Annotated in this window: 17 protein-coding genes; 7 read left to right on the top strand and 10 right to left on the bottom strand. The window is 68.1% G+C overall.

Annotation, left to right across the window (positions count from 1 at the left end; translation table 11 throughout):
* Positions 1 to 142: 142 nt before the first annotated feature.
* The 3 genes from AB0F41_RS19695 to AB0F41_RS19685 form a co-directional block, all read right to left on the bottom strand.
* The gene (locus AB0F41_RS19695; protein ID WP_357425744.1) at positions 143 to 826 is read right to left on the bottom strand and encodes a hypothetical protein; all 684 of its coding nucleotides are present in this window, start codon (positions 824 to 826) and stop codon (positions 143 to 145) included.
* A 111-nt stretch (positions 827 to 937) separates the two neighbouring features.
* Complete coding sequence (locus tag AB0F41_RS19690) at positions 938 to 1,711, bottom strand: TipAS antibiotic-recognition domain-containing protein (protein ID WP_357425742.1); 774 nt, start codon at positions 1,709 to 1,711, stop codon at positions 938 to 940.
* Positions 1,712 to 1,865: 154 nt separating this feature from the next.
* Positions 1,866 to 3,344 (bottom strand): SpoIID/LytB domain-containing protein, encoded by a 1,479-nt coding sequence (locus AB0F41_RS19685; protein WP_357425740.1) that lies wholly within the window; start codon positions 3,342 to 3,344, stop codon positions 1,866 to 1,868.
* A gap of 408 nt (positions 3,345 to 3,752) precedes the next feature.
* On the opposite strand from AB0F41_RS19685, the gene AB0F41_RS19680 reads away from it, so the two are divergent.
* On the top strand, positions 3,753 to 6,038 hold the full coding sequence (locus tag AB0F41_RS19680; protein WP_357425738.1) for an N-acetylmuramoyl-L-alanine amidase: 2,286 nt from the start codon (positions 3,753 to 3,755) through the stop codon (positions 6,036 to 6,038).
* 166 nt (positions 6,039 to 6,204) lie between these two features.
* Here the strand turns inward: AB0F41_RS19680 and AB0F41_RS19675 are convergent, their stop codons facing one another.
* Entirely contained in the window at positions 6,205 to 7,059 is an 855-nt protein-coding gene (locus AB0F41_RS19675; protein ID WP_357425736.1) for an HAD family hydrolase, read from the bottom strand.
* Between the two features lie 123 nt (positions 7,060 to 7,182).
* On the opposite strand from AB0F41_RS19675, the gene AB0F41_RS19670 reads away from it, so the two are divergent.
* The 6 genes from AB0F41_RS19670 to AB0F41_RS19645 all read left to right on the top strand — a co-directional run bounded on the left by AB0F41_RS19670 (position 7,183) and on the right by AB0F41_RS19645 (position 14,151).
* On the top strand, positions 7,183 to 8,160 hold the full coding sequence (locus tag AB0F41_RS19670) for an ABC transporter permease (RefSeq protein WP_357425734.1): 978 nt from the start codon (positions 7,183 to 7,185) through the stop codon (positions 8,158 to 8,160).
* A gap of 70 nt (positions 8,161 to 8,230) precedes the next feature.
* Positions 8,231 to 9,199 carry an ABC transporter permease gene (locus AB0F41_RS19665; protein WP_357425764.1) on the top strand — a complete coding sequence of 323 codons (969 nt, stop codon included), beginning with the start codon at positions 8,231 to 8,233 and terminating at the stop codon, positions 9,197 to 9,199.
* 14 nt (positions 9,200 to 9,213) lie between these two features.
* Positions 9,214 to 11,082 (top strand): ABC transporter ATP-binding protein, encoded by a 1,869-nt coding sequence (locus AB0F41_RS19660; protein WP_357425762.1) that lies wholly within the window; start codon positions 9,214 to 9,216, stop codon positions 11,080 to 11,082.
* A 43-nt stretch (positions 11,083 to 11,125) separates the two neighbouring features.
* On the top strand, positions 11,126 to 12,802 hold the full coding sequence (locus AB0F41_RS19655) for an ABC transporter family substrate-binding protein (protein WP_357425732.1): 1,677 nt from the start codon (positions 11,126 to 11,128) through the stop codon (positions 12,800 to 12,802).
* A gap of 38 nt (positions 12,803 to 12,840) precedes the next feature.
* The gene (locus AB0F41_RS19650) at positions 12,841 to 13,578 is read left to right on the top strand and encodes a hypothetical protein (protein WP_357425730.1); all 738 of its coding nucleotides are present in this window, start codon (positions 12,841 to 12,843) and stop codon (positions 13,576 to 13,578) included.
* Between the two features lie 198 nt (positions 13,579 to 13,776).
* Positions 13,777 to 14,151, top strand: coding sequence for a hypothetical protein (locus tag AB0F41_RS19645; protein WP_357425728.1), 375 nt, complete (start codon positions 13,777 to 13,779; stop codon positions 14,149 to 14,151).
* An 88-nt stretch (positions 14,152 to 14,239) separates the two neighbouring features.
* Here the strand turns inward: AB0F41_RS19645 and hemC are convergent, their stop codons facing one another.
* The 6 genes from hemC to AB0F41_RS19615 all read right to left on the bottom strand — a co-directional run bounded on the left by hemC (position 14,240) and on the right by AB0F41_RS19615 (position 19,464).
* Positions 14,240 to 15,166, bottom strand: a complete 927-nt coding sequence (hemC, locus tag AB0F41_RS19640) for a hydroxymethylbilane synthase (protein ID WP_357425726.1) — start codon at positions 15,164 to 15,166, stop codon at positions 14,240 to 14,242.
* Positions 15,167 to 15,755: 589 nt separating this feature from the next.
* Positions 15,756 to 16,010, bottom strand: a complete 255-nt coding sequence (locus AB0F41_RS19635; protein ID WP_357425724.1) for a Txe/YoeB family addiction module toxin — start codon at positions 16,008 to 16,010, stop codon at positions 15,756 to 15,758.
* Positions 16,007 to 16,273, bottom strand: coding sequence for a type II toxin-antitoxin system prevent-host-death family antitoxin (locus AB0F41_RS19630; RefSeq protein ID WP_357425722.1), 267 nt, complete (start codon positions 16,271 to 16,273; stop codon positions 16,007 to 16,009). Before AB0F41_RS19630 ends, AB0F41_RS19635 begins: the two co-directional genes overlap by 4 nt.
* Positions 16,274 to 16,330: 57 nt before the next feature.
* A complete protein-coding gene (locus AB0F41_RS19625; protein ID WP_357425720.1) occupies positions 16,331 to 16,831 on the bottom strand; it encodes a GNAT family N-acetyltransferase in 501 nt (166 codons plus the stop codon).
* Between the two features lie 9 nt (positions 16,832 to 16,840).
* The gene (locus tag AB0F41_RS19620) at positions 16,841 to 18,418 is read right to left on the bottom strand and encodes an MBL fold metallo-hydrolase (protein WP_357425718.1); all 1,578 of its coding nucleotides are present in this window, start codon (positions 18,416 to 18,418) and stop codon (positions 16,841 to 16,843) included.
* A gap of 44 nt (positions 18,419 to 18,462) precedes the next feature.
* The gene (locus AB0F41_RS19615) at positions 18,463 to 19,464 is read right to left on the bottom strand and encodes a hypothetical protein (RefSeq protein WP_357425716.1); all 1,002 of its coding nucleotides are present in this window, start codon (positions 19,462 to 19,464) and stop codon (positions 18,463 to 18,465) included.
* Positions 19,465 to 19,466 lie beyond the last annotated feature (2 nt).

The following is a 19,466-nucleotide window of genomic DNA, read 5'->3' as shown; positions in this document are numbered from 1 at the left end:
CCCGGCGCCAGTCGGGATCGACGGGTAGGGGGTAACACCTGGTGGGGAGAGCCGCGGCGGCGTGGTGCCACAAAAACGTCCCCTGGGATCGGTGCGTACCGGTCCCAGGGGACGGAGGGGTTGTCCGAGGCGGACCCGAGGATCAGCGGTAGCCGTACGGTGCGGCGCCGTAGCCGCCGGCCATGGCGGGCATCCGCGCCGCCTCGATCCACCGCTTGGTGGGGGCGATGGCGGCCAGGACCAGGGTGATGATCGCGAACAGGGGCGCGGAAAACACGCTGAAACCGCCGGTCGACGCGGCGACCAGCACCGCGATCGTCAGCAGGATCGACGCCACACAGCCGACGATGACCAGGACGCGGCCGGTATTGCTGCGGCGCAGCAGGAGGATCCCGCCGATCAGGAGCAGCAGGGCGAGGACGCTGTAGGCGATCCCCAGCACCACCCCGATACCTCCGAGATCGAAGTCCAGATCGATATCGGGGCCGCCACTGCTGGAGCTGGAACTCGAGCTGCGGCGGCGCGCACCGGTGGCCAGAGCCGCGCCGCTGGTCAGCGAACTATCGGAGGTCGCGGCCGCGAGGACGAACATCCCGATCGCGCTGAACGCGCTGGCGACCCCGCCCAGCAGGGCCAGAATCCCGGCGGTGATCCCGGTACCGCCGCTCGGCGCGGACTGATACCCCGTGGAGCCGGGATATCCCGGCCCCGGATATCCCGGGCCGGGATAGGCGGGAGCCGGGTACCCGGGCGCCTGGTGGGCGGGAGCCGGATACGGCGCCGGATAACCCGGCTGCTGCGGCGGTTGACCATACGGATAACTCATGGGACCTCCCCCTCGTCGAAAGTTTCCGGGCACTGTACCGCGACCGGGTGACCGGCGTCCTTCCCCCACAATGTGAAAAACTGACGTCCGCACCCGTATTCGGGTGCCCGCTTATTCGAGATTGTTATCGGCATAGATCCGCATGGCGTCCCGGACGAACTCCGCCGTCCCCGTGCCGTGCGCGTCGTAATTCGCGCCGAAACGCTCGTCGGCCACATACATTTCGCCGAGCCCGGCGAAATAATGCGCATCGGGCCGGCGGCCCTGCCAGCCGCCGGTCACCCATTCGTAGTGCCGGGCGGTGATCGCCTGGACCTCCGGGTCGCCCGGCGGGAGCCCCTCGCGGTGGGCGCGCCCGAAATCACTCGCGATATCGAGCTGCGCCTGCTGGAACGCGCGTTTTTCCGCCGTGCTCAGCGAACGCCACCACCTGTCCCCGCTGCGATAGGCGTCGGCGCCCCACCGTTCGGTGACCTCGTCCTGGTACTGCGTGTGGTCGAATTCCTCGAAGACTTCCGCCGCCACGAGTCGTTCACCCCTTTCCAACTTGCCCAATGTGGTGTGTACCGACTCGATACGGCGGCCGATCCGGTCCCGCTCCTGCCGGAGCAGTTCCAGCTGGGCGCGCAGCGCGGTGGCCGCGTCGCTCTCCCCGGACAGGATCCGCCCGATCACGGGCAGGCCCACCCCGAGCTCCCGCAGCAGCAGGATGCGCTGCAGGCGCACCAGCGCGGCCTCGTCGTAGTAGCGGTATCCGTTGAGCCCGATCCGGCTGGGCGGCAACAGCCCCATCTCGCCGTAGTGGCGCAGGGTGCGGCTGGTGGTACCGGCCGCTTTCGCCAGATCCTGGATCGACCATTCACCCTCGCGGGATCCCGCCGTCACGCCCGCTCACCTCTTCCGTATCGCGTCGATGTCATCAGGGTGCGAGTTGACGCTACGTAAAGGTCAAGCCGATGGGCCGGAGAGATCCCGCGGCAACAAGAGCGCACTCGCGCCGCGGCGTACCGCTTCGCCGCGGCGCGCGGATGTGGCGACGCTACGGCCCGGAAAAGACCTGGGTCGACTCCATATCCACTCGGATGGGCGGCGTACCGGGGGCCGCGGCGGGCCGGTCACCGTCGAGCATTCCCGGCACCGCGGGAGCGGAACCCGCCGGGACGCCGCCGGGTTCGACCCGGCCGGCCGGCACCCGGGCCGGGGCGGTACCGCCGGGGGTACCGGAATCGCCCGCGCCGAGTCCCGAACTGCCCGATTCGGTGCCGGATTCGGTGCCCGGCTCGGTCGCGCCCGGCTCGGCGCTGCCCGAACCCTGCTCCATACCCGGTACCAGCTGCATCAGGGTGGTGAAATCGACCACCTGCGCGCCGAGAGCGGGGGTGTAGATGATGACGCCGTTCTCGAACAGCCGGTAGCGACCGGCGTCATCGGGCAGCGGCAGTTCCGGAGTGACGGGTAGGCCCACCGCGCTGCGTGCGCCGCCCATCTCCGCATACGCGGTATCGATCGGCGAGGGTGTCACTCCCGGCGCGAGGCCGGGCACCGCGCCGCCCGGCGATACCGGCAGCGAACCTTCCGGTGTCCGCGGCACCGGTCCGCCGCCCGGCGGCGCCGGTACCGCGTCGGCGGGCAGTCCGGGCGACGAACCGTCCGGCAGGCTCGCGGCGCGATCGGGGTTCACGGGTGGCGCGGCCGGGGGCGGTGTCACCACGGTGAGCTCACCGGGTGTCGGGCCGACCGCGAAGGTCTGGATATCGGCGGGACCGCCGCCGTCGGGGGCGGCGGAGTACTCCGCGCGCAGGATCCGGCCGTCACGCAGCAGCACCCGGCCCGCCGTCTCCGCCACGGCGGCCGAGGTGCGCGGGTCCTCCTGCTCGGTGCCGGTGTAGACCTGGCAGTCGGTGGTATCGCAGGTCTGCGCATAGGGCCAGCGGCTCTCGGCCAGTGCGTAGGAGCGCGCCGCGACGGCCTGCGCCGCCAGCGCGGCGGGCTCCCAGCCGGCGGGCATCTCCGCCGGAACCACCCCGAGCAGGTAGTCCTGCACTTCCACCCGGTTCACCGTGCGGGCCTGGCCGTCCTCGAGGGCCACCCCGAGCGAGCCGCGGTACGCGCCGCCGCCGCACAGGGTCAGATGTTCGTTCGCCGGACGAGCGGGATTCGGGTCGACCGGATAGACCCAGGGGTCCTGGACCGGGGTTTCCCAGAGCATCGCCCCGTCGCAGCCGGCGGTGACCACAGCGTGCGCGCCGCCGTCGGGCTGCGGAATCAGCCGGACGGCCTCCCCCGGGCCCACCAGCTGTCCGGCGACACGGGCGCCGGCGTCGGAGAAGACGACCGGCTCCTGCCCGTCGCGGCCCTGCAGCCGGACCGATACCGTCGCGGGACCGATGGTGCCGATCTCGGCCCCCGGGTAGTAGTGGGCGAGGATCTGATCGACGTTCTGGCCGTCGCGGGCGCTCTGCGACGCGCCGTGCTGGCTGAGCCCGCGGCCGTGCCCGGGGCCCGCATCGGCAACCATCCGGTATACCTCGCCGGCGGTGGGTGCGAGCAACGATCCGCCGATGACCAACGCGGTGGCTCCGCAGGCGAACAGTGGGCCGGGTCGAATCCTGCGACCTCGCATCGATTGGGGTAAACCGGGCACTACCAGTGGGTTCCCCAGTCTCGGGGGAACTTTCGGCCGGGCTGTGTGTTTTCGGTACGGCATCCACGCACTCCCATCGTTTGCCCGGACGTTTTGCCTCGGCACGACGTCGGCATGTCGTTTCGACCGGCCACGATCCGGGAGCTACATTCGAGCGACCAGGTAAGCCTCAACCACAGGTTTAGATTTGTGACGGATGTGGCTAGTGTGGTCTGTGAGACTCGAGTACGCAAGCATGACTTGCTCACCGATCACCGGTTTCAACCCTGATTGGAGACGCTCGTGCCCCACCGCAAACCGAAGCGTTCCTGTGTACTGCCGGTTGTCGCGCTAGTTGCGGTGGCGGGCCCGATCCTGGTACCCACCATCACCGGACCCGACAAGTCCACCGGCGAAGTGGAACTCACCGCCGTCCCACCCCAGCTCAGCGAGCTGGCGTTGAAGAGCGCCCCCGATATCGTGCTGCCGCTCGGCGAACTCACCGGTCTCGACCTGCCCGACCTGCACCTCTCGGATCTGCAGTCGCTGGGTCTGCCCGGCGCGACCCCCGACGGTCCACCGGTACCCGGCCGGCAACTCCCCGGGCGCGCACCCGGCCTCGGGTTCGTCACCGAAGCGCCCGGTGGCACACCCGCCGCCGACACCCCCGCCCTCACCCCCGGCATCATTCCGCCGGAATTCATGAACGCCGTCGGCGCGCAGGTCAAGGAACTGACCCGCGAACAGCCGTTCAGCATGGTCGCGCTGACCGCGCCGGAACTCGCGAACACCACCGTGATGATCCGGGCCAAACAACCCGACGGCGGCTGGGGCCAGTGGTACGAGGCCAGCCCGATCGACGGCGCCGACGGTGTGACACCCGGCGGCCCGGCGGGCACCGACCCGATCTACGTCGGGAACACCACCGCCGTCCAGGTGCTGGTGACCCGCAAACCGCAGCAGTCGCCGAACTCGGGCGGCCCGCTGGAACGCAACCCCGCCGCCGCGGGCACACCGCAGGCACCCCCCGACCTCACCGCCGTACTCATCGACCCCGGCCGCGGGGCGGTCGACGACCACCTCGAGAACATCGCCGCGGCCCTGCCCGACGGCGGTCCCCGGGTGATCGCCCGCAACCAGTGGGGCGCCGACGAATCGATCCGCTGCCAGGAACCCACCTACGACGACGGGCTCGGCGGTATCACCGTGCACCACACCGCGGGCCGCAACGACTACAGCAAAGCGGAATCGGCCGGGATCGTCCGCGCGATCTACGCCTACCACTCGCAAACGCTGGGGTGGTGCGATATGGGCTACAACGCCCTGGTCGACAAGTACGGGCAGATATTCGAAGGCCGGTACGGCGGACTGAACCGAACCGTCCAGGGCGCCCACGCGGGCGGTTTCAACGAGAACACCTCCGGCGTCGCGATCATGGGCGATTACCAGGTCGAACAGCCCACCGACGCATCCATCGAAGCGGTGGGCAAATTCGTCGGCTGGCGAGCGCGCACCGCCGGGCTCGACCCCAAGGGCAACACCACGATGTACTCCGAGGGCACCGAATTCACCCCGTACCCGCAGGGCGCGGAGGTGAAGCTGCCGGTGGTGTTCGCCCATCGCGATGTCGGCAACACCAGCTGCCCGGGCGACGCCGCATACGCCCAGATGGACCGGATCCGCACGATCGCGGCCGGAGAGGCCGGCGGCACCCAGCCTCCGCGCAGCCAGGCGAGGCGGACCAACCTGGCCGCCCTGGCCGACCTCACCTCACGGCTGCTGAACATGGTGAACGACAACCTCATCGCGAAATACTGGGTCTCCAAGGGCGGCCCCGACGGACCCCTCGGCCAGGCCGCGTCCGAACCCCGGCCCGCCGCCCAGGGGCAGCAGTACGCGGAATTCGTCAACGGGAACGTCTACACCGCCCCGGACGGCCAGGCCTACGAGGTAGTGGGCAAGATCCTGGACCGCTTCCTGGAAATGGGCGCCGACGCGGGCGCGCTCGGCCTGCCGCTGAGCAACCCCTACGAGGTTCCCGAGGGGCTGCGCACCGATTTCCAGAACGGCTCGCTGATCCTGAACCAGGTCACCGATGTGGTCAGCACGCTGTGGAAGACCTACAACGACAGCCATCGAGACCAGGTGCAGGGTGGTAACTCCGGTCCCGCGCCCCCACCCCAGGCTCCCGTGAACCCGGTTCCCCTGGCGGGTCCCGGACAGCCCGGCGCCCCGGGGCAGGGTCCGGCCTCTTATCCGGCGCCCGCACCGCAGGCCGTGCCGCAACCAGGGAATCCGGTCCCGGCCCCGATCGATATGCCGGTCACCCCACCCGGCACCGAACCCGCGCCGACCGCCGCGGACCCGCAGGCAGCGACCGCGGGGAACCCGCAGGGAGAGTCCCCGGAGGCAGTAGCGCCGGGGGCGCCCGTCCAACAGCCGGAGGTGTCCGCCCAGCAGCCGGGAGCACCCGAGGAAGTGCCGGGTCAGGGTCCGGCTCCGATCGGTGGGCCGGGTACCCCGCCCGGTTCCGAGCCGGCACCCGCCGCCCCGGAACCGGACCCCTCGGCACCGGTACCTTCCGCCTGACTCCACCGATTGATACTGCGCCGAACCGCCACCGCGGTTCGGCGCAGTTCTGTACCGGGCCCAGTTCTATGCCGGGCGAGGGCGGGTCCGGACAGGGCCTACCGGGCTGGGACTACGAACCGGCGCCCACCACCGTCCGCCCGCACCGCGGTACCCGCGACCCGGACTACGTGCCCGCCACCGCTCCCCACCACCGTTCCAGCACCTGCGCGACCCCGTCCTCGGAATTCGTGCCGGTCACCTCATCCGCGGCCGCGATCGCGGCCGGGTGCGCATGCCCCATCGCCACCCCGAGTCCCACCATCCGCAGCATCGGGATGTCGTTGGGCATATCGCCGAAGGCGATCATCTCCGCCGCGTCGATACCGAGCCGGTCGCCGATGGTCCGCAGTCCACGCGCCTTGGTGACCCCGGGAGCGGAGATCTCGACCAGACCGTGATCGGTCGAGTAGGTGATATCCGCCCGATCCCCGATATGCCCGGCGAGGGTGGTCGCCATATCGCCGCTGCTCGCGCCGGGCAGGCGGATGAGCATCTTGATGGCCGGGCTGTCGATGACCTCGTCGCGCGCCACCGCGGTGTCGTCCGGGTTCAGCCAGGCGTGCTCGTACTGCGGGGAGCTGACGAACTGCGGGGTCGCGGCATCGTGCGCGGTGGCGCCCACCCGTTCGGCCGCCAGCCCGCAACCCGGCAGCACCTTCTCGGCGAGGTCGGCGAGCCAGGCCAGAGTCGGCACGTCGAGAGCGGTGGTGCCCAGCACCTGATCGGCGTCGGCGTCGTAGAGCACCGCCCCGTTTCCGCAGACGCACAGCGGCGCGAATCCCAGCCCCGCGACCACCGGCGCGATCCACCGCGGCGGCCGCCCGGTGGCCAGGACGAACGGCACACCCTCGGCGACCAGCGCCGCGACCACGTCCCGGGTGCGCGCCGTGACCCGCTCGTAGGGGTCGATCAGGGTGCCGTCCACATCGGAGGCCACCAGCTTCGGTCGGTTCTGCAGCGTTGCGGTCACCCGTTCCATTCTGCTGTGTCGGCCGGGGCGGCCGGAGTGCGCCCATACGTGAACACGCAGCGTGCCGTCCGTCGCGCATGCGGCGGCCTTGCTCCCTATGATCAGGGGCTACACCTGATCGCGAGGGGAACGATGGCCGGCTTTCTGCTACGACGCGCGCTCAACTACGTCGTGCTGCTGCTCTTGGCGTCCTTTCTCACCTTCAGCCTCGCGTCGCTGACCTTCCGACCGCTGGACAGCCTGGAACAGCGCAATCCGCGGCCGCCGCAGTCGGTGATCGACGCCAAGGCCGAGGAACTGCACCTGGACGAGCCGATTCCGCAGCGCTACCTGACCTGGATGAAGGGGGTGGTGCACGGAGATTTCGGCGAAACCCTGAGCGGGCAACCGGTCAGCGAGGAACTGGGCCGCCGGGTCGCGGTGAGTTTGCGGCTGCTGATCACCGGCTCGGTGATCGGCACGGTGCTCGGAGTGCTGATCGGTGCGGCGGGCGCGATCCGCCAATACAGATTCAGCGACTATTTCACGACCGTCATCTCCCTGCTCGTGCTGTCCACTCCGGTGTTCCTGCTGGCGACTCTGCTGAAATACGGAGCACTGGAGATCAACTCGACGACCGGGCAGCAGATCTTCCTCTACACCGGCGAGACCTCCGCCGGCCAGATCCAGGGTTTCGGACCCCAACTCCTGGACCGGCTACAGCATCTCGTGCTGCCGACCCTGACGCTCGCGCTCGGCGGGATGGCCGGATACAGCCGCTACCAGCGCAATGCCATGCTCGACGTACTGCAGAGCGATTTCATCCGCACGGCCCGGGCCAAGGGCCTCACCCGGAACCGGGCCCTCTACAAGCACGGCCTGCGCACCGCGCTCATCCCGATGGCCACCCTGTTCGCCTACAGCCTGGGCGGATTGATCACCGGCGCCACCTTCACCGAGAAGATCTTCGGCTGGCACGGCGTCGGCGAATGGCTGGTGGATTCCATCAACGCCCAGGACATCTATGTGGTCGCCACGGTGACCGCGTTCGCGGGTCTGGTGGTCCTGGTCTCGGGCCTGCTCTCCGATGTCGTGTACGCGGTCCTCGACCCCCGGGTGCGCGTCTCATGAGAGCCCCGGCGGCGGTAGCGAAGCGTCATCACCGCACCACCCGCGAATCCATCAGGGGCGCAGCGTGAGTATCAACGAAACCGAGATCCTGGTCCAGGGCGCGCCGGAGCCGGCCGCGACCGGACGCCGAAAGCTGGTGCTGCGCCGCTTCCTGCGCAACCGGCCGTCACTGGTCGGCGCGGCGGTGCTGATGCTGCTGTTCATCGGCGCTTTCGCGTTACCACCGTTGCTGCCCTACGACTATCAGGAACTGGACTACACCGCGCTGCTGCAACCGCCCAGTCCGCAGCATCCGTTCGGTACCAACGAGATCGGGCAGGATGTTCTCGCGCAGACCCTGCGCGGCCTGCAGAAATCCCTGATCATCGGGGTGTGTGTGGCGCTGGCGTCCACCACGCTGGCCGCGCTGGCCGGCGCCGTGGCGGGTCTGCTGGGCGGCTGGACCGATCGCGCCATCATGTGGCTGGTGGATCTGCTGCTGGTGGTCCCGAGTTTCATCATCGTGGCGCTGTTCGCGCCGCGCACCAAGGGCAGCGGGTCGATTCTGCTGCTGATCGTGCTGCTGAGTGTTTTCGGCTGGATGATCAGCGCGCGGATCGTGCGCGGGCTCACCATGAGTCTGCGGGAACGCGAATTCGTCCGGGCCGCCCGCTATATGGGCGCGCCGACGCACAAGATCATCCTGACCCATATCGTGCCCAATATCGCCTCGATCCTGATCATCGACACCACCCTCACGGTCGGCGCGTCGATCATGGCCGAAACCGGGCTCAGCTTCCTCGGTTTCGGGGTCCAGCCGCCGGATGTGTCCCTGGGCACGCTGATCGCCAACGGCACCAGTTCCGCCATGACCTACCCGTGGCTGTTCCTGTTCGCGGGCGGCCTGCTGATCATCACGGTGCTGTGCGCGAACCTGGTCGGCGACGGCCTGCGCGACGCCTTCGACCCGAGCGCCCAGCGGGCGCGCTCCCGGCCCTCCCGTAGGGCCCGCCGCGCACTACGGGAGCAGGAAGCGCAGAACGGGCAGGTGCGGGCATGACCGGAGAGACGACCATGGTGGACAAGACCCCTACCACCGCGGACAGCGGCGACGCTCCCCTGCTCGAGGTATCCGATCTGCGGGTTTCCTTTCCGAGCGAGGAAGGGCGCGTGGAGGCCGTCCGCGGGGTGGACTACAAGCTCGCCGACGGTGAGGTCCTGGCGATCGTCGGCGAATCGGGCTCGGGTAAATCGGTGTCCTCGCTGGCGGTGATGGGTCTGCTGCCCGACCAGGCCCGGGTGGCGGGGTCGATCCGGTTGCGCGGCCGCGAACTGCTCGGACTCGGCGACAGAGAACTGTCGAAACTGCGCGGCAGCTCGGTGAGCATGGTGTTCCAGGATCCGCTCTCCGCGCTCACCCCGGTGTACCGGGTGGGTGAGCAGATCGCCGAAGCGCTGCTCGCGCACGGCGCGATGAGCAAGTCCGAGGCGGCGAAACGCGCCGTGGAACTACTCGACCTGGTGGGTATCCCCGATCCGGAGCTGCGGGCCAAGGCGTTTCCGCACGAGTTCTCCGGCGGGATGCGCCAGCGGGTGGTGATCGCCATGGCGATCGCCAACGATCCGGCGCTCATCATCTGCGACGAACCGACCACCGCCCTCGACGTCACGGTGCAGAAGCAGATCCTGAATCTGCTGCGCAAGGCCCGCGATATCACCGGCGCGGGGGTCATCATGATCACCCACGACATGGGTATCGCCGCCACCATCGCCGATCGGGTGGCGGTGATGTACGCCGGCCGGGTGGTGGAGACCGCGAGCACCGCGCAGATCTTCCGGAGTCCGCGGATGCCCTACACCGTGGGCCTGCTGGGCTCGATCCCCCGGATGGACGGGCCCGCCCGGGCCCCCCTCATCCCGATCGTGGGCGCTCCCCCGGCCATGCACGCGCTACCGCCGGGGTGTTCGTTCGCGCCGCGCTGCCCGGTGGCGATCGACGACTGCCTGGTCGCGGAACCGCCGCTCACCGACGCGGTCCCGGAGCACCGTGCCGCCTGTATCCGCACGGATGAGGTCGGCCCCGAGGCGCTCTACGAGGCCTACCGGCGCGATATCGGTGCACCCGAACCCACTCCACCCGCCGAGGCGCGCACGGTGCTGAAGGTGACCGATCTGGTGAAAACCTTCCCGATCACCTCCGGAATCCTGTTTCGCCGCAGCAAAGGTGAGGTGCGCGCGGTCGACGGGATCAGTTTCGAGATCCGGGCGGGCCGCACACTCGCCCTGGTCGGCGAATCCGGTTCGGGGAAGTCCACCACCCTCACCCAGATCCTGGATCTGGTGAAACCGCAGGCCGGAACCATCGAGGTGATGGGCCGCGATACCGCGACGCTGACCCGGGCACAGCGCCGTGACCTGCGCCGGAAACTTCAGATCGTCTTCCAGGACCCCACCGCGTCCCTGGACCCCCGGCTCCCGGTCTCCGATGTGATCGCCCAGCCGCTGCGGATCGCCGGGCGGCCGAAATCCGAGATCGACAAACGGGTCCCGGAATTGCTGCGGCTGGTGGGTCTGCGCCCGGAACACGCCGACCGCTATCCGGCCGATTTCTCCGGCGGGCAGAAACAGCGCATCTGCGTCGCCCGCGCCCTGGCGCTGGACCCGGAGCTGCTGGTGCTGGACGAACCCGTGTCATCACTGGACGTCTCCATCCAGGCGGGTGTGCTGAACCTGCTCCGCGATCTGCAGGCCGAACGCGGTCTGTCGTATCTGTTCGTCTCCCACGATCTGTCGGTGGTCCGGAACCTGGCGCACGATATCGCCGTCATGTACCGCGGCAAGATCGTCGAATCCGGTCCGGCGGAGCAGATCTTCGGCGATCCGGCACACGAATACACGCGCGCACTGATCGATGCGGTGCCCGTGCCCGTGGTAGAGGGTTGACAGAGGTGTTCGGGGATCGACCGGCAGGAAGGAAGTATCGGCCATGAGGATTCGATCGGTGGGGAGGAAACTCGCGGTGCCGCTGTGCACCGTGGCCCTGCTCGCGGCCGGCTGCGGCGCGAACGACAGCGGGGCTCCCGAGGGCGCGGTCGCCCAGGTGGGCACGGTCAACGACATCAACCCGCACGATGTGAGCGAGCTGCGTGACGGCGGCAACCTGCGGCTGGTGATGTCGTCGTATCCCGAACAGTGGAATTCGCTGCAGCTCGACAGCGACGGCGGCTCGGCCGGTGTCATCCGGCCCACCCTGCCCCGCGCGTTCACCACCGACGCCGCCGGCAAGACCTCGGTGGATACGAACTACTTCACGAGTGTGGAGCTCACCAATACCGAGCCCCAGCAGGTGACCTACACCATCAATCCGAAGGCCGTCTGGTCCGACGGCTCGCCGATCACCTGGGAGGACATCTCCTCGCAGGCCAACGCGCTCAGCGGCCGGGACAAACGATTCCTGGTGGGCAACACCACGGGCTTCGACCGGGTCGAGAAGGTGGAGCGCGGCGTCGACGACCGCCAGGCGATCCTCACCTTCAACAAGCATTTCGCCGACTGGGCCGGGCAGTTCGCCGGTAACTCCATGCTGCTGCCCAAGGAGGCGACCGCCACCCCCGAGGCCTTCAACGAGGGGTGGCGCAACGCGCCCGGGAAGACGGCCGGGCCTTTCGTCGTGCAGGCGACCGACCGGGCGCAGGGCCGGGTGGTCCTGGGACGTAACCCCAAATGGTGGGGTGACACCCCCAAACTGGACACCATCACCTTCAGCGAAATGTCCTCCGAGGCCATGGTGCCCGCCCTGGCCAACAACGAGGTCGACGCGGTCGGGCTGGGATCCCGCGACGATATGCAGACCGCGCGCAACACCCAGGGCGTGGTGATCCGCCGCGCCCCCAGCGTCTACTGGAACCACCTGACCTTCAACGGTGCGCCCGGTTCGCTGCTGGAGGATCCCGGGGTGCGGGTCGCGATCATCAAGGCGATCGACCGGGGCGGAATCGCCAAGGCCATCCAGAACGGGCTGGTTCAGGACCCGAAACCGCTGAACAATCACATCTTCGTCGAAGGCCAGGAGGGCTATCAGGACAACAGCCTGCCCTTCGATCCGGACGCCGCCGCCCGCGAGCTCGATGCCCTCGGCTGGAAACTCAACGGTGACGTGCGGGAGAAGGACGGACGCCGGCTCGAGATCCGCGATGTGATGTACAACGACCAGTCCTGGGTCAAGATCGCGCAGATCATCCAGCAGAACCTCGGCAAGATCGGGGTCAAGCTGAATATCGAGACCAAACCGGGCCCCGGGTTCTTCACCGATGTGATCCAGCCCGGCGATTTCGATGTGGCGCAGTGGAGCTGGCAGGGTGACGCGTTCCCGCTCAGCAGTATCCCGCAGATCTGGGGCCTCTACCCCGACGATCTGCAGGGCAACTACGGCCGGATCGGTTCCCCGGAGCTGAACCAGCTCATCGAACAGACGCTGGCCGAACTGGATCCGCAGAAAGCCATCGACCTGGCCAACCAGGTCGACCAGGCGGTCTGGGCCGAAGGGCATTCGATCCCGCTGCTGCAGTCGCCCGGCAATGTCGGCGTGCGCGACAACCTCGCCAACTACGGTGCGGCCGGCCTGGCCTCGCTGGACTACACGAAAATCGGTTTCCTGAAGTGAGTTCCGGGATGGGCCGTGCCCTGGCCTATCCCCTCGCAGTGACGATCGGCGCCCTCGCGGTACTCACCGCGTGGGCGCCGTTCGCCGATCCGGACCAGCTCAGCGCACTGGTCGTGGTGGGTATGGGGATCGCCGGGTACAGCGGATACCGGTTCGCGGTGGCGGCCGGGACGCTGCGTTACGGTCCCGCCCGGCCGGCTCCGGTGCCGGTGCGGCGGGTGCGGCAGGAATACCAGCTGCTCAGCAGGTCGTGGCTGGAGATCCGCGACGGCGGCAAGACCCGGTGGATCCCGGTGTACTTCACACCGGAACTGGTCGGATTCACGGGGGGCACGGCGTTTCTCGGCGACCGCCGGATAGTCGTCCGAGCGACCGCCGGGCCTTCCGGCCCGGCCGGAGGCCCCGACACCGCCGCGAACCCCGGCACCGGAAGCGCCGAGACCGAGCCGGCGGGACGCGAAGTCCGTTCGGCCGACCCCACCGGGACCGGGCTCCGGCTGCTTCCCGCGGGCCGGGAGCGGGATACCGAGCCCCCGGGGCGGCTGATCGACAACCCCACCCGTGTGGGCCCCGATATCGCCGCCCGCAGCACCACGGTCGCCCGAATCGGCCGCAGGCTGCTGCTGGACGCCCAGACCGCGGTCGCCGCACCGTTCGCCGGACTGCTGTGGGTGTACGTGATGGGCGGCGGAACAGGCGCTTTCGCCGGTTCCGCGGTCGTGGCCGCCGCCGCCGGAATCTGGCTGTCCGCGATCCGGGGTTCGGATCCGAGCTGACCGGCCGCATCCCGGCCCCGCACACCGCACCGCCGACACGCCACCTCACCTACCTCCACGACGGCAAGGTTCCCGCTGCAATAGATTCTCGATCACGTGTCGACTTCCAGCGATCTCCAGACCTGTCGGCGCGTACCGCATTCGATGCAGGCATGGATTCGGAGGTTCTGCGTGAAGCGACGATTCACAGTCTCTGGGATGAACGCCATAGTTGTGGCGATGGTGACGGTGACGTTATGGTCACCGACCGCCGACGCAACCGATTCGACGTGTGGCACGACGATGGACGGATGGCTCGGCAGCTCCAACGAGGCCGAGTACGCCGGTGGCGACACCACCGTCCATCTGGATGTCGCTTCCGAGGGAGATTTCGAAGGCGACGGGTGGATCGAGGTTGCCGGCGAACGGGAGAGTGTTCGTTACAGGTTGGTCGAGGAGGGCGGAATCGTCTTCATGCGCTCTGGATCCCGGTATCACCTGACATCCCTCGTCCAGCCCCTTTGTAGTTCACGGGGACTGGTTACCAGTGCGGAGTATTCCGGCATCCGGCTGGCACGGAAATCCTCGACATAGGAGGATGTCTCGGATAGCCGCGATACGTGCCGTCGTATCGAGTTCGACTGTGCTTTCGCCGGATCTCCTGCGGGTGTGGTCGATGCCCCTAGTGCGGGATCGAGTCGATGATGGCGCGCGCACCCTGGCGCAGCAGATCCGAACCGACGAAGAAGCCCAGGGCCTGCGGATCCTCCGGCACACCCCAGTGCTGCGAATCCAGCCACTTCGTACCCTCGAGGTCGAACACCTTGCCACGCAGCGATAGCCGCCCGGTGCGTTCGATCACGCACACCCCGGCAATGGGTGAATTGCAGTGCCCCTGCAACGCGTGCAGCATCGCGCGTTCGGCATCGGCGACCTTGCGGGTCTCCGCGTGATCCAGCCGCCCCGCCAGCTCGCGGACCTCGTCGTCGCCGGCGCGGCAGGCGAGGGTGAGCACACCCGCCCCGATCGGCGGGCACATCACGTCGACCGGCAGGATCTCGGTGATCCGGTCCTCCCGGCCGATCCGGTACATCCCGGACACCGCGGCGATCAGCACATCGCAGTACCCGTCCTCGAGCCGTTGCAGCCGGGTGTTCATATTCCCGCGCAGCGGTTTCATCTCCAGGCCCGGGTAGTGCAACCGCAACTGCGCGGCACGGCGCACCGAACTGGTTCCCACCACCGTCCCGGCGGGCTGTTCGGCCAGCGGCCGGCCATCCTTGGTGATGATCGCGTCCCGCACATCGTCGCGTTCCGGGAAGCCCGCGAACGCGATGCCCTCCGGGATCGGGATATCGCCGGGGATGTCCTTGAGGCAGTGCACCGCGAGATCGGCCCGATCGTCGAGCAGGGCGTCGTCGATCTCCTTGACGAAAGCCCCCTTACCGCCGAGCTTCGCCAGATCCCCCATCCAGCGGTCACCGGCGGAGGTCACCTTCACCAGCTCGGTTTCCACCCCGAACCCGGCAAGACCGGCAGCGATCTGCTCGGCCTGAGCCACCGCCATCGGGCTGGAGCGGGTGGCGATCCGGATGATGCGCGAAGCCATGGCGTGACTCTACCGCCGCCCGATATCACGCCCCGGTCCGGTGCGGAGGGTTCGGCCCCGGGCGACGGAATCGAGGCTCACGAGCCGGCGGCGGCCGGACCGGGCTACCAAACCTCGATCCGAGCAGGGTCAGGTAGCGAGCGGGGGCGTTCGTCGGTGTACCACGCGTATTCGATCCCGCTCAGCCACCCGCCCTCGACCCAGAGGATGACCTCCCCGACAGATGTCCCGGCGCGGTCTGTGACCCCACCTTCGGCGAAGATACCGTTCGCCGAACCGGCCGCTGGGTCGACACCGGAACGTACCTCCACATCGACACTGGGCGACCCGGCACCCCAAGTCGAAACCACCCGCGAAAATGGAATCTGCGCAAGGTATTCGGCGGACCCGGCTCTCCCTGCCGACAACAGCTTCGCAATGACACCGGCTTCGAGATCAGTGAGCGACCTCGGCCGAATCGGCGTACTGCCCATGGTGTCTCCTCGTGCGGGCCGCCGCTCCCCTCCGGGGCCCTTGCACTCAGAGGTGGTGCGATGAAGTTGGTTCCGGGCCTACTCGAACAGCGCCGACGCTGATCCGCCCAACCTGGTCAGTAGTGATAGCGGGCCTGAGCGATGAGGATGCTGTCTCCGGAGACGGCATACACCAGGCGGTGCTCATCGTTGATGCGGCGAGACCAGTACCCCGACTTGTCACCCTTCAACGGCTCGGGCTTACCCAGCCCGGAGAAGGGGTCACGGTCGATATCGTGTATCAGCCGCATGATCCGCAACGCCATTTTTCGATCCGTGGAAACCCAGTGGCCGAGGTCTTCGAATGCGACCTTGGCGAAGGTGATTTTCATTCGAGCTCTTCGGCGAGCTGTTCCATGTCCACCTCGACGGAGTCACCGGCTTCGAGTTGGGAGATACCCTTCGCAAGGCGTGCGGCATTGGCGGGGGAACGCATCAGGTAGAGAGTCTCGCGAAGGGAGTTGTACTCGTCTTCGGAAATCAGTACGGCATTGCCTTTGCGACTGGTGATATGGACAGCGACGGCGTCGTCATTGACCTGTTCGATGAGCGGGTACAGGTTTGCGCGCGCTTCACTGGCGGACATGCTGGTCATCGGCGGTCCCCTTCCCTGGGTCGCACCCAAAATGGTACCGGATTGTGGTACGACTTGTCACGGACTCAGGTAGTGGTGCAGGTAGGCCGCCCGACCGTCGGGCATAGTCCATGTCCCCGGCCCGCTGTGAATCCGCTGCCAGCCTGCCCGCTCGTACAGCGAGACAGCGGCAACAGCACCGTCTTCCACGTCGAGCACCGCGCGGCAACCTCGCAGTGCGGCCATCGTCGCTGCCGCATCGAGTAGTGCGCGGCCCGTGCCCTGCCGTCGGCTCGCCAGCACAACGAACAGGCGGATGACCGAGATCAACGCGATTCGATCGTGGACAGCGGCGCCGACTGCGGGTGGCAGCATGCTTTCGCCGATCCCGACGTGACCGACAACGCTGGAGCCATCGTCGGCAACCCGCGAATCGACCATCTTGGCCGGATTCAACCAATGCGCCGGCGCGTCCGGCCAGACTGCCGGATATCCATCGGCTTCATGGGCCTGGCGAAGGGCGTTCACGCAGGCCGGCAGATCCTCGCTGGTTCTGGGCCGGATGCCGATCGGCCACACGCCGCCGCGCTACCCCGCCGGCTCGGAGACCTTGCGGGAACGGAGTTCGTGTCCCTTGGAGGTTTTGCAGCGGCCCGACTCCAGGTCCCACTGCCACCCGTGCAGGTTGCAGGTGAGCGTTTTTCCTTCCACCACACCGAATTTCGACAGGTCGGCTTTCAGGTGCGGGCAGCGGCGCTGGATCTCCCAGCCCGCGACCTCCACCGAGGCCGAATCGTCGTGGGCCTCGGAGAACCAGCCGTCGGCGTAGGCGATGCGCTCGTCGGTGAGGCATTTGAAGAAGGTGTAGAGGTATTCGTTGTAGCCACCGATCCGCCACGCCTGGAAGCGGGTGGAGAGGAAGATCGTGTTCACCCAGTCCGGTTCCTGGTCGCGCAGCACCGTGCGCACCAGTTCGGGTGCGATGCGGAAACCGTAGCGGTATCGGCCCTCGCCCTCGAGCGGTGCGCGGACGGCGCGGTTCGGGAAGTCGAGGACCACGGTCTCCTCGCCGATCACCAGGCCCACCGGGTAACCGATCCCGTCGCAGATCAGATCGCTCTGCGCCATGATCGGCTCGAACAGCTGCCGCAGCGGTTCGAGCAGCGGCTCACCCTCGGCGGACGCCCAGGTCTTCTTCTCCGCCACCAGGACCGGCGCCAGGCGCTGGGCCATCTTCTCGATATAGGCGGCCTTATCGCTCCAGACGGTGGCGGGATCGTAGGGGTGCTTCACGTCCAGGTCGGCACCGTGCACGTCGACCGTCGAACCGGGCACCATCAGCACACCGCGGTCGTGGCCGTGCTCCCGCATCTGGTCCAGGAAGACCATCTGGTCGGGGAAGATATTGCCCTCGTCGCCGCAGTCGTCGTTGAGGTAGCGCAATTCGTCGTCCAGGAAAACCGGCGGACCGGCCGACGGCACCACCCAGGTGGCGTCCACCTGTTCGATATAACTGCGGGCCCGGTCCATTCCGCGCTGCCGCTTCTGTTTGCCGAAATTGGATTTCGTGCGGGCCGGGATGTCGTAGACCATCGGATACCAGATGGCGCCGGAGTACTGGAGCAGATGAATATCGATCTTGCCGAACGCGTCGTGCAGCACATCCATATCGACCGGACGCGCGTCGTTCATGTTGAAACAGGTGGTCTCGCCGTCGGAGACGAGGAGCCCGGAATCGCCGATCGGGCCGTCGGCCGGCGCGCGCAGCGCGACGATCATGATGTCGAGTTCCGCGGTGGGATCACCACTGCCCGCGCCCATCGCGCCGGTGATCTTGTGTTTGACGGAATCCTCGGTTTCGAAGAATTTGTGGAAACCGAGTTTCTCCAGCTCACGGCGCAGATCCGGGACCGGGTAGTCGGGCAGCAGAACGGTCGCGTCCTTGTTGACGTATTCGCGGAGATGCGCGGCGTCGAAATGATCTCGGTGCAGATGGGAGACGTAGAGGAAATCGCAGTTCCCGAGTTCCTCCCAGTCGAGCTGGGTGTTGTCCGGGAACGGGAACCAGGAACCGAAATACGCGGGGTTCATCCAGGGATCGCAAAGGATGGAACCGGCCGCGGTCCGGATATGGAATCCCGCGTGTCCGACACTGGTGATCTGCACGAGCTCACTCCTCCTGACCGTTTACGGGCCTCCAGGGTAGTGGGTCAGGACGAAATTTCCCCGATGCAGTAGCCGTCGTCACCCTGCTCGAGGAGGAATGTCCGATTCTGTGTGATCCCGGCCGCATTCGTGACCGGCACCGATACCGACATATACCCGGGCGTCAACTGCTGTGAACTGATCTGCTGATCGGCGAAACCGGTGATTCCGGTGAGCGCGCCGGAATCGCCTGCGAGCGGCGGGACCACCGGCGCGCCGGTCGCCTGGGGATCCCACCCGGCCGGTTGCGCCGCGCAGACCAGCGGATACCGCTCTTCGCGGTCGGTGGGGTCGAGGGGCTGCCCGGTCGACCGGGCGAGGTAGCGGCGCACGGTGTGGCGGGCGTCGGCGGCATCGAAGACCGGTTCTGTATAGGCGGGTGACACCCGCCCGCAGGCATATCCGGACTCGACCCGGCTCTCGGTGACGGTGACGGTGGTCACTCCGTCGGTCCAGGTGAGGTTTCCGTCGGTCGCGGTCCCCGGCTGGGCCAGGGCCGAGAGCACCGCGCCGGGGTCGGCGTACATGGTCTGCACGGTGAGCGGGGGCAGGGACCAGCAGCGCTGCTGCAGGGTCGCGGTATCGCCGGCGCGCAGGTCGGCGGCGAAGCGCTGGAGCGCGGGCGTGGCCTGTTCGACTCCCGGGACCGCACCGACAACCGGGGCGTCCGCGGGTACCGGCGGCAGTTCCGGGGCAGCGGACTGCTGTGGGTCCACGGGCATATCCGGGTGCGCCGACTCCGCTGATTGCGTGGCGGGGGCCTGCTCGGACCCTTGATCGTCGGCCGGAATCCCCGAGACCGAATCACATCCGGTGCTCAGCAACACCCCGGCCGCGGCCAGACCGGCGGCCAGCGAGCGCACCCGGGGATACCGCCGGCGGGCGACCGGTGCGGCGACCGCGTCCTCGGCACAGACCTCACGAACCTCACGTATCCGTTGCGGCGCGGCGGCACCGCCGGTTCGACGCGACGGTACGGGGCGGGCGCGTTCCACTTCGACGATCACCT

The organism is Nocardia sp. NPDC024068 (assembly GCF_040638875.1).
In the GTDB taxonomy this organism is placed as follows: Bacteria; Actinomycetota; Actinomycetes; order Mycobacteriales; family Mycobacteriaceae; genus Nocardia.
Note: the sequence above shows the minus strand (reverse complement) of the source record. Positions and strands in the feature narration are given on the sequence as shown.

Coding starts and splice junctions, on each gene's coding strand:
- AB0F41_RS19655 (WP_357425732.1), top strand. CDS start 11,126: ATGAGGATTCGATCGGTGGGGAGGAAACTCGCGGTGCCGCTGTGCACC.
- AB0F41_RS19675 (WP_357425736.1), bottom strand. CDS start 7,059: ATGGAACGGGTGACCGCAACGCTGCAGAACCGACCGAAGCTGGTGGCC.
- AB0F41_RS19635 (WP_357425724.1), bottom strand. CDS start 16,010: ATGAAAATCACCTTCGCCAAGGTCGCATTCGAAGACCTCGGCCACTGG.
- AB0F41_RS19670 (WP_357425734.1), top strand. CDS start 7,183: ATGGCCGGCTTTCTGCTACGACGCGCGCTCAACTACGTCGTGCTGCTG.
- AB0F41_RS19660 (WP_357425762.1), top strand. CDS start 9,214: ATGGTGGACAAGACCCCTACCACCGCGGACAGCGGCGACGCTCCCCTG.
- AB0F41_RS19630 (WP_357425722.1), bottom strand. CDS start 16,273: ATGACCAGCATGTCCGCCAGTGAAGCGCGCGCAAACCTGTACCCGCTC.
- AB0F41_RS19645 (WP_357425728.1), top strand. CDS start 13,777: ATGAACGCCATAGTTGTGGCGATGGTGACGGTGACGTTATGGTCACCG.
- hemC (WP_357425726.1), bottom strand. CDS start 15,166: ATGGCTTCGCGCATCATCCGGATCGCCACCCGCTCCAGCCCGATGGCG.
- AB0F41_RS19685 (WP_357425740.1), bottom strand. CDS start 3,344: ATGGTTGCCGATGCGGGCCCCGGGCACGGCCGCGGGCTCAGCCAGCAC.
- AB0F41_RS19695 (WP_357425744.1), bottom strand. CDS start 826: ATGAGTTATCCGTATGGTCAACCGCCGCAGCAGCCGGGTTATCCGGCG.